The organism is Paenarthrobacter sp. AT5, assembly GCF_032764245.1.
Taxonomy (GTDB): Bacteria; Actinomycetota; Actinomycetes; order Actinomycetales; family Micrococcaceae; genus Arthrobacter; species Arthrobacter ureafaciens.
Genome location: NZ_CP136441.1, coordinates 4248117 through 4264241 on the forward strand (window position 1 = coordinate 4248117; position 16125 = coordinate 4264241).

Here is a 16125-nt window from a genome sequence, read left to right on the forward strand (position 1 = left end):
TGTGACGATCATGTGTGGCATTGTGCTTGCCCAGTCATTGTGCGCTCACGCCGATGAGGAGAACGGCGAGTGGGTCTCTGCAAACAGGGCAATTGGGACCCTGGATGTGGGATCCATGTGGACTTTCGATCCGAAAAGTGGCAAGTCCTCCCGCGATCTCGGCCAACCGATCGCCGCTGCATCCGAGGACCCGAACCAGTACATGGCCGATACCCACTGCCGCGCCGACGGGCCCGACACCGTGGACCCCGGCTGCCTCACCCTCGCCTGCCCACCATCACCCAACGGCGCCACCGGCACACCCGTGATCTGGAAAGAAGCCCCCAAAGCCATCACCAACCCCGGCTGGACCGACTGGATCCCCGTCACCGGCCCCACCTGCCTCTACGGCCCCGAACCCCACAACATCCTCGACGACATCGCAGCCCGCATCCTCACCGACTTCCGCCAACTACCCCTCAACCCCGGAACCCTCACAACCCAACCCTTCCCCAACACCCTCATCGGGGCACCCACCAACTTCTACGCCACCACCACACCCCAAACCTTCAACCTCACCATCCTCGGACAAAACGTCCACCTCACAGCCACCCCCACCACCTACACCTACACCTACGGCGACGGCCAAACCCTCGGACCCACACCCACCACCGGCCACCCCATCCCCGACACCCAATGGCTCACCACCACCACCCAAACCAGCCACACCTACACCACCACCGGCAACTACCCCGCAACACTCACCACCACCTACACCGGCACCTACACCGTCAACAACGGCCCACCCCTACCCATCAACGGAACCCTCAACCTCACCACCACACCCCAAACCATCCACGTCTGGAAAACCGAAACAGCACTCGTCGCCGACACCTGCGAACAAAACCCCCACTCCTGGGGCTGCCCCGGCACCAACGACTAAAACCACCAACCCGGGCACCAGAAACACAGCCGCACCGCCACCACCCACATCGACGGCAAAACCCACCCAACTCGACGGAAAACCGCACACTGCGGCATCAAAGAAGGTCGCAACGGCACAGCCAAGGCACAGACGAGGACCTTGTTGACCTTCTAAGGCCGCTCCGCCCGTCACGACCCGAGTCCTTCGGCCACTAACCCTGTGCAAGCAGATAACGGTCCGGGGACTCCGTCAAGCGGAACGCCGACGAGGCAAACGTGCTGCGATAACCAGGAGGTTTACCGTGAAGTACCAAGAGCAGCAGGCGGAGTCCACCCCAGCAGAGCAGAACCCTTCCCCCTTTTACAGGAAGCGTTCACCCGTTTCATATGATCGCGGTGTCCAGATTGCGGCAGCACGGCTTCGTTTGGTTTGCGATCGTCGGCTGGGCAAAGAGACTCCCGGATGGATCCGCCAGCTCGCTGCCCAGAAGTTGGCCGGGGAATACTGACAGGACCTGGTCAGCGGCGAACGTGCCCTACGAGAACCACGTATCCGGCGGCCCCATGTACAAAAGGAAGCTAAATACAGCAGCCACGCCGACCAACACCACTACTGCGGCAAGGATCGGCTTAGCCAAGATCCAGGCCTGAATTTTCTCCACAGCACCCATCGGTTCCTCGCGTCCAGCGGCAAGGCGCCAATGTCCGGCAAGGAGGCCTCTGCGATCAAGTGACTTTTCGACGGGGATGGTGGCATACGGAATGACAGCCGACACGATGGCCACGAGCCCGGTGCGGGCCTTCCATTTCTGGTTGACCCACGTGAACGCGGCAATGAAGGCGTAACAGAGGAAAACGAATCCGTGGACACCACCTGCAATGCTCACCGCTGCATCAGTCGTCTTGGTGACGTACTTAAGGAAAAGCGCGATCAGAAGAAGAGTCCAAGTGACGGCTTCGGCGAAGGCAACAGTTCGGAAAAGGGCGCGGGGTTGCATTGAGTTTCCTCGGTGATGGGAGTCATGGTCGCTCTAGACAACGGACGGGAGGGACATCTCGTTCCGTATTCGGGATGTTCCGAATTCCAAAGCCAGCGTTTCTATCTTAATGGGCTCTTGATGTTTCGCACGTGCCTTGCCCACCGCCACATGCGGTATCCAGTGGGGTGACCGGTAACCAAGCGCCGGCGAGCTGAGAATGAAGTCATCGATATAGTCCAAGCCCAGGTCGTCAAGAAGCACATGCAGCCCTTGAAGCAACAAGGTCTGGTAGTCATGCACTGCCTGCGGAACCACGACCTCCAGACTGCTGATACGTCCACCGCCCAAGGTAAGGATGGTGTCTGACTTGCCCAGGAAACCGTCGAGCACAGGAAGTTCACGAAGCCAGGTGGCTATCTCCAGTGCCGCCCTTTCCGCAGGCATCCGCCCCTTGGTCCAGGCGAAGATGTCGGCAGCCAAGCGCTCCAGTATGCCGATGTGCAGGAGAGTCATATGCAGGCTGCCCGGCTTCCTCAGCGCGTCAACGTGGCGACCCAGGTCATCGTAATCCGTAGGACCGGCACCGATGCTCAACACGGGCACCTCCACGGTGACGCGAGGAAGCTCCGACGTGTCACGGGACTGAGGGGCAGTCATGCCAGCCATTATGCGCTGAGAATGGGCACGCTTGTAGGTCTGCAGGACACAAACTTCGACGTCCGCTTGCACGTTCAGCAATAAGTTGCACCGTCAAGTACGCTGAGCTTTCCTCACTCGACTCAAACGCAAAATAGGGGGACTATTTGCGCGCCCAAACAGACGGCATAATTACTTGCCCACGCTCCGAGCAACCCTTCAGCCAGAGCAGGGGGCGTCATGCGTAAGCTGCTCATCGGATCGACTGCCGCCGCAGCGCTCGTCGCCGGTTCTCTCATCGCTGCTGCGGCAGCAAACGCGGACTCCGGAACTGTTGTGCGGGTGGTCGACGGCGACACCGTAGTCGTCTCGATCAACAACAACGACCAGACCATCCGCCTACTGAACGTGAATACACCGGAGACAAAGGACCCAAACAAACCGACGGAGTGCCTGGGTCCGGAGGCTTCGGAATACCTCAAACAAGCGCTGCCCGCTGGAAGCAAGGTTCGGCTCGAGTTCGACGTCGAGCGGCACGACAAGTACGGCAGGACTTTGGCTGGTGTCTTCAACGCTTCCAATCAATTGGTCAATGCTGAGATCGCCAGAAAAGGACTCGGCGTCCCAATGGTTGTAGGCGAAAACCGCAAATTCCTGCCTCCGGTACAGGCTGCCCACGACGAAGCGCGTAAAGCCGGGGAGGGACTTTTCGCGGAATCCATAGAATGCACGCTTCCGGCCAAGGTGGCAGCTGCTTCAGAGGCGCTGGCATCCGCTGAGGAGGCCGCCCCGGCAACGACTTCATCAGCCGCTGGTGCATCCGCGTCGACATGGGCTTCGGCGCTCGTCGCCGCCAAGGCCGCCCATGACCTCTTGTCTGCAGAGAGGGACTCCGAGCATTCCATCATCTGGGCGGCGTACTCCACTGGAGAAGCTGCCTCAAAACTCAAGGCATTGTCAGACCGGATTACCCGCGCCGACACCACGCTGAACCAGGTCAAGGAGCAGCAGAAAACGCTGGCCGCAGCTGAGAAAAAGGCTGAGGAAGAGCGCAAAGCCGCTGAAGCCAAGGCAGCGGCGGAGAAGAAGGCCGCCGAGGAAGCAGCAGCCGCAGCTAAGAAGGCGGCTGACGAAGCTGCCGCCGCGGAACAGGCCCGAGCGGCAGCCGCCGCAGCGGAAGCTGAACGCTTGCGGAACATTCCGGCGCCGCAACCGTATGTTCCACCTGCTCCGAAGTATGTAGCTCCGCAGCCGGCTGCTCCATCAAACCCATATCCGGGTTACACCGGACCCCGCTGCTACGCACCCGGCGGAAAAACCTGGCGCCCCTGCTGATGAAGCAGGAGCGCAAAAGCCTGGCACTGCCCGCAGGGCGGTGCCAGGCTTTCTTTGTCGTGAAGCCCAGATTCCTGTTGCCGTACGGCAACAAATGCTAAAGTCGGCGTACGGCGACAATTGAAGAAGTTGCCGTACGGCGACAGGAGAGCTCGTTGAGGACCGTGCGGGAAGCCGGACCATTGGTCCGGGAACTGAGGGAAGAACGCGGCTGGTCGCAAGCCGAGTTGGCGCGACGGGCAAACGTCTCGCGAACCTTCCTCATCGACCTCGAATCCGGCAAGGCCACTGTGGAGACATCCAAGTTCATGGACGTATTCCAAGCACTGGGGTTCGAGCTCGCAATCCGGGACAGCGAGACGGGCGATGTTCGATGGTGAGTACCCGCGCACTCGATGTCTTCATGGATGGGACGCTCTGCGGACGAGTGGAGCAGTCCGCCTCAGGGAACCTGGTGTTCGACTACCTCCCCGAATATCAGGCGCGCCGTGACGCAACACCACTGTCCCTTTCCATGCCGCTGGCTGCGAGATCGCACAAGAAGCGCGCCGTTTTGCCCTTCCTTCAAGGCCTGCTTCCGGACAGCGAGGGCGCCCTGCAGACAATCGCCAGGCGATTCAGGGTCTCACCAACGAACCCTTTTGCAGTTCTTGAACACATCGGCGCGGACGTCGCGGGCGCGCTGCAATTCCTGCCACCGGGAGCGGAATCATCCGATGGCAAGTTCCAGAGGACCTCTGTAACACCGGTCTCCGACTCTGAGGTGGCCGCGATGCTGGACCACGTGGTGACGGAGTACGAAGACGGCACTCCCTACGATGATGCGGCGGGACGCTTCAGCTTGGCCGGAGCACAACCGAAGATCGCTCTCCACCAACTCCCGGATGGCACGTGGGCGGTTCCCGCGGATGCCACCCCTACGACGCACATCCTCAAACCCGCGGCGGGCAGCTTCAGCCGTTTGGATGTCGTCGAACAATTGACGATGCGCGCCGCTGCTTTCCTAGGGCTCGAGGTAGCGAACTCCGAGCTCAAACGGATCGGTGGATGGGACGTTTTCGTCACGCGTCGCTATGACCGCCACGTCCTAGACGGAACCTGGCGCCGCCTGCATCAAGAAGACTTCTGCCAGGCCCTCAGCGTCTCGCCCGCCAAGAAATACCAGCATCGCGACGGCGGTCCGGGCGCCGGCGACATGGCCTCCCTCGTCAGGTCGTTCCCGCTCGAAGCAGACCGCAGAGCGGCAGGCGAGTCGTTATATCGGGCTTTCGTCTTCAATACGGTGGCCGGCTGTACAGACGCCCATGCGAAGAACTATTCGCTGCTACTCCACGGCGAGGAAGTCCGGTTTGCGCCGCTCTACGACCTCGCTACGTACGCCCCCTATTGGGACGGCGAATCCAGCATCAATTTAGCGATGAGCGTGAAGGGCGAGTACCGCTTGCAAAGAATCAGCAAACAAATGCTGGTCGCCACAGGCGCGCAATTTGGCGTCCCCAGCGATGCCGCAGAAAGCGTTGTTGTGCACTACTGCGAGCAAATGATCGATGCATTTGACGCCGCCAAGGAAGAATTGCTGCGGGAGCTGGGATCCTTGCCGGACATCGCTGAAGAGGTAACTGCCAGGGTACGTTTGCTGCCTCTGGTTGTGACGGCCGCGCGGAAATAGAACTGAGCATTCACTCCCTCATGATTGACTAATCCAGTACAGCGAGGCGACTGATCGGAGAGAACTGCATTGGGGGCAGTGGACCAGCAGCAGTCCCTAACTCTCGCCCACGTTTTGGCCGGCGTTGGCGCGGAGCATGATCCGCCGATTCAACTGGAGCAAATCCACGTCATCCGCCACTCTTTCAGGGCCAATGACGAATCTGCCCTTCGCGGCTTCGAGGATCTGACCGTGCAGAAGGTTCATGCCTACACGCGTGAGCAGGACGTCTCCCCGCGCCGCTTCCCCGCTCAGCCCGGCCAAGTGTGGGTCATTTTCATCGCCGATGGCAAGAATCGCTCGCGGCTGTGGGGCGCATTCGAAAATCACGGCGAGTTGGAAGAGGAGCGTACCCAAGATTGCCGATACTTCGACCTCCGGCCGAGCAACTTCCTGGCTACGCTCAAGGACCGACTGGTCGTCGATTGGGATAACCCGCGGAGTTGGCACCGCAGTGCGCAGTCAGCAAGCGCCCGGCGTATGCAGGTGATCGAGATTGCCGACCGCGATAAGGTCCCGTTTCCGGGCTTCGACGGGGTCCTGCTCACCTTTCACCAGCTGCGGGAGCTGGTGGATGATTCCCGCTACTCGGATTGGCGCGCAGCACTGGCTGAAGTTCAGGGCATCTACCTCATCACCGACTCCAGCAATGGCAAACAATACGTCGGCAAGGCAGACGGTTCTGAGCGAATCCTCGGGCGATGGACGGCCTATGCCCGGGATGGTCACGGCGGCAACGTGGCCCTCAGGGAGCTAGCCGTAGAGAGCGTCGGCAGTACCACGGGTGCCAAGACAGACCATGCCCGCCACTTTCTCTTCAGCCTTCTCCGTGTTTTCGGGCCGAGCACGCCTTCCACCGAGGTCAACGCGGCGGAATCGCACTACAAGGCCGCCTTGATGACTCGGATACACGGCCTCAACCGGAACTGACACCACCCCAACCACCAAAGCGTGAAGCAATCCTTTCAGCGTTGACAGCCCCTTGTGACCCGTGCCATATTCAATATCGTGAACCTGTCAGACAGCCGGACAGCCGGACAGCATGGTGCGAGCACAAGCCGCTCGACGCCCACTCCTATCTCCCGTATTTCAGCGGCAGAAGCGGTGTTCGCCGCACTCAGGAGGGCAATCGAGGGCGGACAGTTTGATATCGGCACCAAGCTCAGCTCCGAAGCAACGCTGGCAGCACAGTATGGCGTCAGCCGCTCCGTGATCCGCGAAGCACTCCGGTCCTGCAACACGCTGGGCCTCACCACCACCAAGACCGGCAAGGGCACGTTCGTGGTGGCAAACAAGGTTGCTAATGACCTTACCTTGGGCCAGTACAGCGCACGCGATCTCAATGAAGCCCGTCCCCACATCGAGATCCCCGCGGCAGGGCTTGCTGCCGAAAGGCGCACTGAAGAGGAACTTGAGCACCTCAAGGACATCGTCCAGGAGATGCTCAACGAAAACGACCCCGAAGCGTGGGTGAACCTTGACGCGACCTTCCACTCCGCCGTCGCACGCGCCAGCGGCAACCGTGTGTTCGCGAGCGTCGTGCAGGACATCCGCGACGCCCTCGCCCACCAGTCCGAGACCCTGAACCTCGTCGCTGACCGGCAACACCGTTCCGATGAAGAACACGTAGCCATCCTGTACGCCATAGAGGAAGGTGACTCACAGGGCGCCAGCAAAGCCATGGCCGAGCACCTGCAGGCCGTCAGCGTGGCACTCGAGACGATCCTCAGCAAATGACAAAGGAAACCATGGAAATGGTCAAGCAAGCCACCCGCCACGTCCCGCTGGTTGAGCAGACCCGCGACGGACTGGTGGAGAGCATCCACTACGGCTCGCTGGTGGCACTGAATGCGGACGGCAGCACGGCCCTGGAAGCCGGGGAACCGGATGCGCCGATGTACCCGCGGTCGAGCCTGAAGCCGCTTCAAGCCGTGGCGCTCCTCAAGGCCGGCTTGGACATCCCGGAACGGCTTCTGGCTTTGACGGCAGCCAGCCATTCGGGAGGCAAGGACCACCGTGACGGCGCAGCGGAAATCCTCAAAATCCACGGACTGACCGAAGCCGCCTTGGCCAACAGCACGGACCTCCCCTACGGATTCAACGAACGCAACCAATGGCTCCGCGAGGGCAACGGCCCCACCCGGCTGGCACAGAATTGCTCTGGCAAGCACGCCTCCATGGCCTCGGTTTGTGTCATCAACGGCTGGCCGGTTGAGGGCTACCTGCACCCCGAACACCCGCTGCAGGTCCTGGTGCGGGACACCATCACTGAACTCACCGGCGAGGACGCAGCCGCGGTCAGTACCGATGGCTGCGGCACTCCCCTGTTCGCCCACTCGCTGCACGCGATGGCCCGCGCCTACGGCCGCCTCGCTTCAGCGGACGAGCAAACAAACGAAGGCAAAGTCGCCCACGCGATGCGCCGTCACCCGGATATGGTGGCCGGCGAGGGTCGCGATGTCACCGCGCTGATGCGTGCGGTCCCGGGCCTGCTCGCCAAGGACGGTTTTGAGGGCCTGCAGCTGGTCGGCCTCGCCGACGGCCGGGCCGTGGCCGTGAAGATTTCCGACGGCGGGGACCGCGCCCGCATGCCCATCACCCTTGAGGTGCTTCGTCGTCTGGGGCTCGACGGCGGCACTTTGGACACGCTGCAGAGCCCACCCGTGCTGGGTGGCGGCCTTCCGGTCGGCGAGCTCCGTGCAGGACACATTTTCACCACAAACTAAAGGACAGCTATGACCACCGTCGATCAGGCGATCCCTCTCCGTTCCGAGCACGACCTTCTGGGCGACCGCGATGTTCCCGCAGACGCTTACTGGGGCGTTCATACCCTGCGCGCCATCGAAAACTTCCCCATCACGGGTCAGCCGCTTTCCACCAACAAGCACTTGGTCCGTGGCCTCGCGGCAGTCAAGCAGGCCGCTGCACGGACCAACCATGAACTGGGCCTGCTGGACACCGAACGTGCCAACGCGATCGACCAGGCCTGCCAGGACATCATGGACGGCAAGCTCCACGAACAGTTCATGGTGGATGTGATCCAAGGCGGAGCCGGGACCAGCTCCAACATGAACGCCAACGAGGTCATCGCCAACCGCGCCTTGGAAATCCTGGGCCACCCCAAGGGTGATTACTCCAAGCTCCACCCCAACGACCACGTCAACCTGAGCCAGTCCACCAACGACGTCTACCCGACGGCGGTCAACCTCGCCACGATCTTCTCCGTCAAGGAACTCCTGGAAGCACTGGAAGAACTTGAAGTGGCTTTCGCTGAGAAAGGCCGCGAGTTCCGCACCGTCGTAAAGATGGGCCGCACGCAGCTCCAGGACGCTGTTCCCATGACCCTGGGCCAGGAATTCGGCGGCTACGCCGTGACGATCGGCGAGGACCGCGCCCGCCTGGATGAGTCCCACATGCTGATCCACGAGATCAATCTGGGTGCCACGGCCATCGGCACGGGACTGAACGCCCCTGCAGGATACGCCGATGCCGCGTGCCGGCACCTCGCCGAAGTAACCGGCCTTCCCCTTTTGACAGCAGCGGACCTCATCGAAGCTACGCAGGACGTAGGCGCGTTCGTCCACCTTTCAGGCGTGCTCAAGCGCGTCGCCGTGAAGCTGTCCAAGATTTGCAACGACCTCCGCCTGCTGTCCTCCGGGCCGCGTGCGGGATTGGGCGAGATCAACCTGCCGGCTGTCCAGTCCGGCTCCTCGATCATGCCCGGCAAGATCAACCCGGTGATCCCGGAAGTAGTCAGCCAGGTCGCATACGAGGTCATCGGCAACGATGTCACCGTCACCATGGCCGCGGAGGCAGGCCAGCTCCAGCTGAATGCCTTCGAACCGATCATTGTGCACAGCCTGCACAAGAGCATTTCCCATCTCGAAGCAGCGTGCCGCACTTTGACGGCCCGCTGCGTCCGGGGCATCACCGCAAACACCGAACGGCTTCGGCTTACCGTGGAGCAGTCGATCGGTCTCGTCACGGCACTGAACCCGCACATCGGATACGCCTCAGCCACAGCAATCGCCAAGGAAGCCCTGGCCACGGGCAAAGGCGTGGCAGAGCTTGTCCTCGAACACGGCTTGCTCACCGCAACCCAACTCGAGGAACTGCTCAGCCCCGAACGCCTGGCAAACCTGAGCAAGTAGGCCCTCCAGCCCAACGGCCCCAAAGCCGTCCTGCCCGATGAGGCACCCACATAAGGAATTGCGCGCGCCCAAAAACCCCGTACAGGGCACGTGCAGTACACCTAAAGGACACCCGTAAGGATTCCCATGACCAACCCCATCACGGACCACACGGTCCCGCTCCAAGCGCATGCCAGCGAACAAGCCCTCCACAAGGAAGACAAGGGCTACCACAAGGACCTGAAGCCCCGCCAAATCCAGATGATCGCGATCGGCGGCGCCATCGGTACCGGCCTGTTCCTCGGAGCCGGCGGCCGCCTCAACGCCGCGGGCCCGTCTCTAGTCATCGCTTACGCAGTATGCGGCTTCTTTGCCTTCCTCATCCTGCGAGCGCTGGGCGAGCTGGTACTGCACCGCCCGTCGTCGGGCTCTTTCGTCTCCTACGCCCGCGAATTCTACGGCGAGAAGGCCGCGTTCGTCTCCGGCTGGTTCTACTGGATCAACTGGGCCACCACCACCATTGTGGACATCACGGCAGCGGCCCTCTACATGAACTTCTTCGGCAAATACGTCCCGTGGATGGGTGCCGTCCCGCAGTGGGCCTGGGCTCTCATCGCCTTGGTTGTGGTCCTCAGCCTGAACCTGGTTTCCGTGAAGGTCTTCGGCGAGATGGAGTTCTGGTTCGCGCTGATCAAGGTGGCAGCCCTGGTGGCCTTCCTCCTGGTGGGCACCTACTTCGTCATCTTCGGCACCCCGGTGGAAGGCCAGGAAGTCGGATTCAGCCTCATCACCGACAACGGCGGCATCTTCCCCAACGGACTGCTCCCGATGATCATCCTCATGCAGGGTGTGCTGTTCGCCTACGCCTCCATTGAACTGGTGGGAACCGCGGCCGGCGAGACCGAGAACCCGGAGAAGATCATGCCCAAGGCCATCAACTCCGTGGTCTTCCGCATCGCTGTCTTCTACGTCGGCTCCGTGATCCTGCTGGCTCTGCTCCTGCCGTACACCTCCTACGAAAAGGGCGTCAGCCCGTTCGTGACCTTCTTCGGATCCATCGGCGTCCAGAGCGTCGATGTCATCATGAACCTCGTGGTCCTGACGGCCGCTTTGTCTTCGCTCAACGCCGGCCTCTACTCAACAGGCCGTATCCTCCGGTCGATGTCCGTCAACGGTTCGGCTCCGAAGTTCGCCCAGCGCATGAACAAGGCCGGCGTTCCCTACGGCGGCATTGCCATCACGGCCGGCGTCTCCCTGCTCGGCGTCCCGTTGAACTACCTCGTCCCGGCCCAGGCCTTCGAGATCGTCCTCAACGTGGCTTCCGTGGGCATCATTGTCACCTGGGCAACGATCGTCCTTTGCCAGATGCAGTTGAAGCGCTGGGCGGACAAGGGCTGGCTCAAACGTCCATCGTTCCGGATGTTTGGAGCCCCCTACACGGGCTACCTGTCCCTGCTCTTCCTGGCCGGCGTCTTGGTGATGGTGTTCATCGAATCGCCGCTCACCATGCTGGTCACGGCCATCGCCTGCGCCCTCATGGTCTGGGGCTGGTTCCTCTGCCGCAAGCAGATCCACGAGATTGCAGCCACCCGTGACGGCTACACCGGCAGTGCTCCCGTGGTCGCCAACCGGCCGTTTCCGGGCAAAGACGCCTAGCAACTGAGTGCCCGACGGCGGCACCCGGGTTCCGTAACAGCGGAAGCCGGGTGCCGCCGTCGTGAGTTAACGCCCCCAAGTAGGTCGCATTAGTGCACGTTTTGACCGCTGAAAACGCGCACAATTGCGACCTAGTTGAGTGCAGACGTCGGATCACTGGCACCTAATATTGGGTCCATGGCTGTGACAGATGAGGCGATCGGCAAAATCAAGGACATGCTGATCCAGGGCGAACTCAAAGCCGGCGACCGGCTTCCTCCCGAGAAGGAACTCAGCGAACGGCTCGGGCTTTCACGGAGTTCCCTGAGGGAAGCCGTCAAAGCACTGGAACTCACCCGCGTCCTCGACGTCCGCCGCGGCGACGGAACCTATGTGACCAGCCTCGACGCCAAATTGCTCAACGAGGCCGTCGCCTTCGTGGTGGACCTGCACCAGGATCGCTCGGTCCTTGAACTCTTCGAGGTCCGACGTATCCTGGAGCCCGCCACGGCCCATTTGGCCGCAGGAAAAATATCTGCGCCGGACATCGCCAGACTGCGCGACAGCTTGAAGATGGTGGACGAATACAGCTCCGTGGAGGAATTGGTTGCCCATGACCTGACGTTCCACGGCGTCATCGCGCAAGCAGCCGGAAACGACTACCTCGGCAGCCTCGTGGAAGCCCTTTACAGCAGCACCATACGGGCCCGCATCTGGCAGGACGTCACCAGGGACAAGGCGGTAACTCGGGCGTTGGATGACCACAGGACGATCGTCGACGCCCTGGAGCGGGGCGATGCCGAACTCGTGAAGGCACTGGTCACGGTCCACATCAGCAATCTGGAGAAGCGGCTCCGGCGGACCCTTTAGCGGGAGGCCGGGTAGCGGGAGCCCGTCCGGGTCACATTTAAGGATTGCCCGGCCAACACAGCACACTGGGTTGCGGATGTCAGTACCGAAAACGGAGGAAGCCATGACCTTGAAATTCGCCAGGCTGGGAGCGGCCGGAAACGAACAACCTGTTGTCATTGCCCAGGACGCACAGGGGGAAAAGTACTTCAGCCTGACGTCCCTCACCAAAGACCTCGACGGCGGCTTCCTCGCCTCGGACGGCATCGCCCGCACGCGCGAAGCCCTGGACGCCGGCCAACTCGAGGAGATCTCCGCCGACGGCCTGCGGATCGGCGCCCCCGTTGCCCGGCCGGCCAACGTCATCGCGATCGGACTGAACTACGCGGCCCATGCCGCTGAATCAGGAGTCACGCCGCCCGAGGTCCCGGTGGCGTTCCTCAAGCCGGCCAACACCATCAGCGGGCCTTTCGACGCGGCCCCCATCCCCCCGACGTCGGAAAAGTACGACTGGGAAGTGGAACTCGCAATCGTGATCGGCAAGGAAGCCTCCTACGTCTCCTCTGTTGAGGAGGCGGCGGAATACATTGCCGGCTACGCCGTAGCGAACGACCTTTCCGAGCGCGATTTCCAGATGAACGGCCCCGCCGGGCAATGGACCAAGGGCAAGACGCTCCCGGGTTCCACGCCATTGGGTCCGTGGCTGGTACCCGCGTCCGACGTCGATACCGCCAACCTTGGGTTGCGCACGCGCGTAAACGGCGAGATCCGGCAGGACTCCAACACCTCGGACATGGTCTTCGATGCCCCCACGATCGTCCACCACCTCAGCCAGTACATGGTGCTGGAGGCCGGCGACGTGATCATCACGGGAACCCCTGAGGGCGTGGCCTTGTCCGGCCGGTTCCCCTTCATCCAGCCCGGCGACGTGATCGAGCTTGAGATCGACGCCCTGGGCGTCCAGCGCCAGGAGTACTACCGTGCCGGCACGGGTAAGCGGGCAGGTGCGGGTAAGCGGGCCGGTGCGTCACTCGCCAACGCCTAGCTCCTGACCCCAACGGCGGGTGCGTAACGCAACCGCCGCGCAACGTCCCGCCTGCCGGGTTCGCCTATGCTCGACTCCAAGGATTCAACGGCGACTCACTATGAGGACTCAGGAGCGGGCATGACTAATTGGCGCATCAGGGATTTTCACTCCTCGGACCTGGACGGCATCCTGCACCTGTGGGAATCGCTGAAGGCCAACGGCGTCGAGCCGGTGTACGCGCTCTCCGAAGTACTGGCCTCCTGCGAGAAGGACCACGCGGTTGTTGCCGTGCAGGGCGACGAAGTGGTGGGAGCCGCCGTCGGACGCGCCGCGCATGATCAAGGCTGGATCGTCTTCCTCGCCACCCTGCCGGAGTTCCGCGGCCGCGGGATAGGCACCTCGTTGCTGTCCGCCGTCGAGAACCGCATGGCACCGCACGGCCTGAACAAGCTCTCGGCACTCATGCCCGAAACCGAAACCCGGGTGGAGGCGTTCCTTGGCCGCGGCTTCGTGGTGAAGAAGAACCTGCGCTACTTCGAGCGGACCATCCCCGTCCAGCGGCAGGAATTGGAGCCGCTCAGCCTGCTCGGAGGCCGGATCCTGGCCCGGGATCTGTGGGAAAACGTGGCGGGCATGAAGCGCGAGAAGGAACTGCTGGAACGCCGCCTCGTCCTTCCGCTGGCCGAAGCCGACCTCGCCGATGAATACGGAGTAGTACCCCCACGCGCCGTGGTGTTGTTCGGCCCTCCCGGCACCGGCAAGACCACATTTGCGAAGGCCATCGCCTCACGGCTGGAGTGGCCGTTCGTAGAGGTCTTCCCTTCCCGGCTCGCCTCCGACCCCAAGGGCCTGGCGGGTGCGCTGCGGGAAACCTTCCTTGAGATCGCAGAGCTGGAACACGCTGTGGTCTTCATCGACGAAGTGGAGGAAATCGCCTCCCAGCGTGCCGGCGATCCGCCGTCGCCGTTGCAGGGCGTCACCAACGAGCTCTTGAAGATCATCCCGGCCTTCCGCGAACAGCCCGGCCGCCTCCTGGTCTGCGCCACCAACTTCATCCGCGCCCTGGACACGGCTTTCCTACGTCACGGCCGCTTCGACTACGTCATCCCCATCGGCCTTCCGGACGTCCATGCCCGCGAAGCCATGTGGCAGCGTTTCATTCCGGCAACTGTGGTGGACAACGTGGACATTCCGTTGCTGGTTGAGCGAACCGAGGGCTTCTCACCCGCGGACATCGAGTTCGCTGCGCGGAGCGCCTCCCAGCGCGCCCTGGAAAAAGCCGTGTACGACGACGCTGCTGCCGCCGGCTCGCCCTCGAAAGGCAGCACTGCTTCACAGGGCCGGAAGGGACCCGTCACGCAGGACTACCTCGACGCGATCGCCGACACCCGGACCACCGTCAGCGAACAGGTGTACCAGGAGTTCCTCGAAGACATCGATGTGCTGGGGCGGGTCTAGCCAGGCCCAGTTCGCCGAGTTCGCTGCGCCCAGTTCGCTGGAAGCCTGCCCCTTCACCCGTAGAGGAACGGCGATCCTAACGCATTCCCACGAACCCGGCACAAGCCCACACGGCGCCGGTAACCTTTGAACTATGTCCACGAATCCCCTTCGCCATGCCTTGGCGCGAATGGGCGGTCGCGACCCCCACGAGCAGCACCGCACCGCTACACCCTTGGAGCTGTTTTTCGATCTGACCTTTGTGATCGCGTTCAGTGTCTCCGCCAACCAGTTGGCCCATAACGTCGCGGAGGCACACTTCGGGGTTGGCCTGCTCGGATTCTGTTACGCCATGTTCGCCGTGATCTGGGCGTGGGTTAACTTCACCTGGTTTGCCAGCGCCTACGACACCGACGACTGGGTGTTCCGGGTGGTCACCATGGTGCAGATGGTGGGGGTCCTGATCCTGGCCATGGGCATCGAGCCGATGTTCCATTCCCTCCTTGAGGGGGACCACGTGAACAACGTGGCAATCCTGATCGGCTACATCGTGATGCGCCTGGCCTTGGTGTTCCAGTGGTTGCGTGCTGCTCGGCAAGATCCCGAACGCCGCGAAACATGCCTTCGCTACGCCAAGTACCTTGCACTGTTGCAGCTCGGCTGGGTGACAGCCCTGGTGATCGAAACGGACGTGCTGACAACGTTCCTGCTTGCAGCCCCGCTTTTCATCCTGGAGATGTCCGTCCCGGGACTGGCCGAGCGGAAGATGCGCACTCCCTGGCACGCACACCATATTGCCGAACGCTATGGACTGCTGGCCATCATCGCCTTGGGCGAATGCCTGATCGGTGCCATCGAAACCCTTCGCGCAATCGTCGCCCTGCGCGGCTGGTCACTTGAGGCGGCCGTCGTCGGAATTAGCGGGACGGGCTTGGCCTTCGGCATGTGGTGGATCTACTTCATCCTCCCCTCGGGCAAGTCCCTGCACCTGCAGCGGCACCGTTCGTTCCTCTTTGGCTATGGCCACATGATCGTCTTTGCGGCCATTGCTGCCACCGGTGCGGGACTCCATGTGGCCGCCTACTTCATCGACCACTCGGCCCACATCAGTGCGGCCGCGGTCATCGCCTGGATTGCGGTCCCCATCGCGATCTTCAAGGTCTCTTTGACAGCGCTTTACACTGCGATGCTCGGCGTGGACAAGCATGTGCTGTGGAGTACGGCCATGGTCCTGGCGGTACTTGGCGGCAGCATCGTCCTGGCCTCAGCCGGGGCCTCAGTTCCCTTGTGCATGCTGGTCATGGTTGCGGTTCTGGGCATTTCCATTGCCCTTGATGAACGTTCAGGTCACAAAGGGCGGGCCGCGGCGCTCCGGCGCTTGGAGTCGGCAGCGGGCTGACCGTTCATCCCTGGAGGGGAAGCTTCCGTACTTCCGCAGCGCCGTCGCCGTACACCGGCTGGACGCACTTGGGTCCACACTTGGTG

The 16125-nt window shown here is 62.2% G+C and carries 16 protein-coding genes; 14 read left to right on the forward strand and 2 right to left on the reverse strand.

Annotation, left to right across the window (positions count from 1 at the left end):
- Window positions 1-10: 10 nt before the first annotated feature.
- Entirely contained in the window at window positions 11-922 is a 912-nt protein-coding gene (locus tag RI444_RS19750) for a hypothetical protein (RefSeq protein ID WP_242703197.1), read from the forward strand.
- A 283-nt stretch (window positions 923-1205) separates the two neighbouring features.
- Complete coding sequence (locus RI444_RS19755; protein ID WP_316963842.1) at window positions 1206-1412, forward strand: hypothetical protein; 207 nt, start codon at window positions 1206-1208, stop codon at window positions 1410-1412.
- Window positions 1413-1439: 27 nt separating this feature from the next.
- Here RI444_RS19755 and RI444_RS19760 read toward each other — a convergent pair whose 3' ends face one another.
- On the reverse strand, window positions 1440-1901 hold the full coding sequence (locus tag RI444_RS19760) for a DUF3817 domain-containing protein (RefSeq protein WP_021473960.1): 462 nt from the start codon (window positions 1899-1901) through the stop codon (window positions 1440-1442).
- 33 nt (window positions 1902-1934) lie between these two features.
- Window positions 1935-2540 carry a hypothetical protein gene (locus RI444_RS19765; protein WP_242703196.1) on the reverse strand — a complete coding sequence of 202 codons (606 nt, stop codon included), beginning with the start codon at window positions 2538-2540 and terminating at the stop codon, window positions 1935-1937.
- Between the two features lie 219 nt (window positions 2541-2759).
- Here RI444_RS19765 and RI444_RS19770 point away from each other — a divergent pair, with 219 nt between their 5' ends.
- From RI444_RS19770 to RI444_RS19825, 12 genes are all read left to right on the forward strand, one after another.
- A complete protein-coding gene (locus tag RI444_RS19770) occupies window positions 2760-3854 on the forward strand; it encodes a thermonuclease family protein (RefSeq protein ID WP_021473957.1) in 1095 nt (364 codons plus the stop codon).
- 164 nt (window positions 3855-4018) lie between these two features.
- Window positions 4019-4234: a helix-turn-helix domain-containing protein gene (locus RI444_RS19775; RefSeq protein ID WP_225740095.1), complete on the forward strand. Its 216-nt coding sequence runs from the start codon at window positions 4019-4021 to the stop codon at window positions 4232-4234.
- Window positions 4228-5523, forward strand: a complete 1296-nt coding sequence (locus RI444_RS19780; protein ID WP_207605432.1) for a type II toxin-antitoxin system HipA family toxin — start codon at window positions 4228-4230, stop codon at window positions 5521-5523. The genes RI444_RS19775 and RI444_RS19780 overlap by 7 nt, the downstream gene beginning before the upstream one ends.
- Window positions 5524-5601: 78 nt before the next feature.
- On the forward strand, window positions 5602-6492 hold the full coding sequence (locus RI444_RS19785; RefSeq protein ID WP_225739991.1) for a GIY-YIG nuclease family protein: 891 nt from the start codon (window positions 5602-5604) through the stop codon (window positions 6490-6492).
- Window positions 6493-6570: 78 nt separating this feature from the next.
- Window positions 6571-7299, forward strand: coding sequence for a FadR/GntR family transcriptional regulator (locus RI444_RS19790; protein WP_207605431.1), 729 nt, complete (start codon window positions 6571-6573; stop codon window positions 7297-7299).
- Window positions 7296-8288, forward strand: coding sequence for an asparaginase (locus tag RI444_RS19795; protein ID WP_021473951.1), 993 nt, complete (start codon window positions 7296-7298; stop codon window positions 8286-8288). The genes RI444_RS19790 and RI444_RS19795 overlap by 4 nt, the downstream gene beginning before the upstream one ends.
- A gap of 9 nt (window positions 8289-8297) precedes the next feature.
- Window positions 8298-9713 carry an aspartate ammonia-lyase gene (gene aspA / locus RI444_RS19800; protein WP_021473950.1) on the forward strand — a complete coding sequence of 472 codons (1416 nt, stop codon included), beginning with the start codon at window positions 8298-8300 and terminating at the stop codon, window positions 9711-9713.
- 126 nt (window positions 9714-9839) lie between these two features.
- On the forward strand, window positions 9840-11348 hold the full coding sequence (locus RI444_RS19805; RefSeq protein ID WP_207605430.1) for an amino acid permease: 1509 nt from the start codon (window positions 9840-9842) through the stop codon (window positions 11346-11348).
- A 177-nt stretch (window positions 11349-11525) separates the two neighbouring features.
- A complete protein-coding gene (locus RI444_RS19810) occupies window positions 11526-12197 on the forward strand; it encodes a FadR/GntR family transcriptional regulator (protein WP_207605429.1) in 672 nt (223 codons plus the stop codon).
- 103 nt (window positions 12198-12300) lie between these two features.
- A complete protein-coding gene (locus RI444_RS19815; RefSeq protein WP_207605428.1) occupies window positions 12301-13221 on the forward strand; it encodes a fumarylacetoacetate hydrolase family protein in 921 nt (306 codons plus the stop codon).
- Between the two features lie 120 nt (window positions 13222-13341).
- Window positions 13342-14661 carry an ATP-binding protein gene (locus RI444_RS19820; protein WP_069696257.1) on the forward strand — a complete coding sequence of 440 codons (1320 nt, stop codon included), beginning with the start codon at window positions 13342-13344 and terminating at the stop codon, window positions 14659-14661.
- A 133-nt stretch (window positions 14662-14794) separates the two neighbouring features.
- Window positions 14795-16039 (forward strand): low temperature requirement protein A, encoded by a 1245-nt coding sequence (locus RI444_RS19825; RefSeq protein WP_207605427.1) that lies wholly within the window; start codon window positions 14795-14797, stop codon window positions 16037-16039.
- The last annotated feature ends 86 nt before the right edge of the window (window positions 16040-16125 follow it).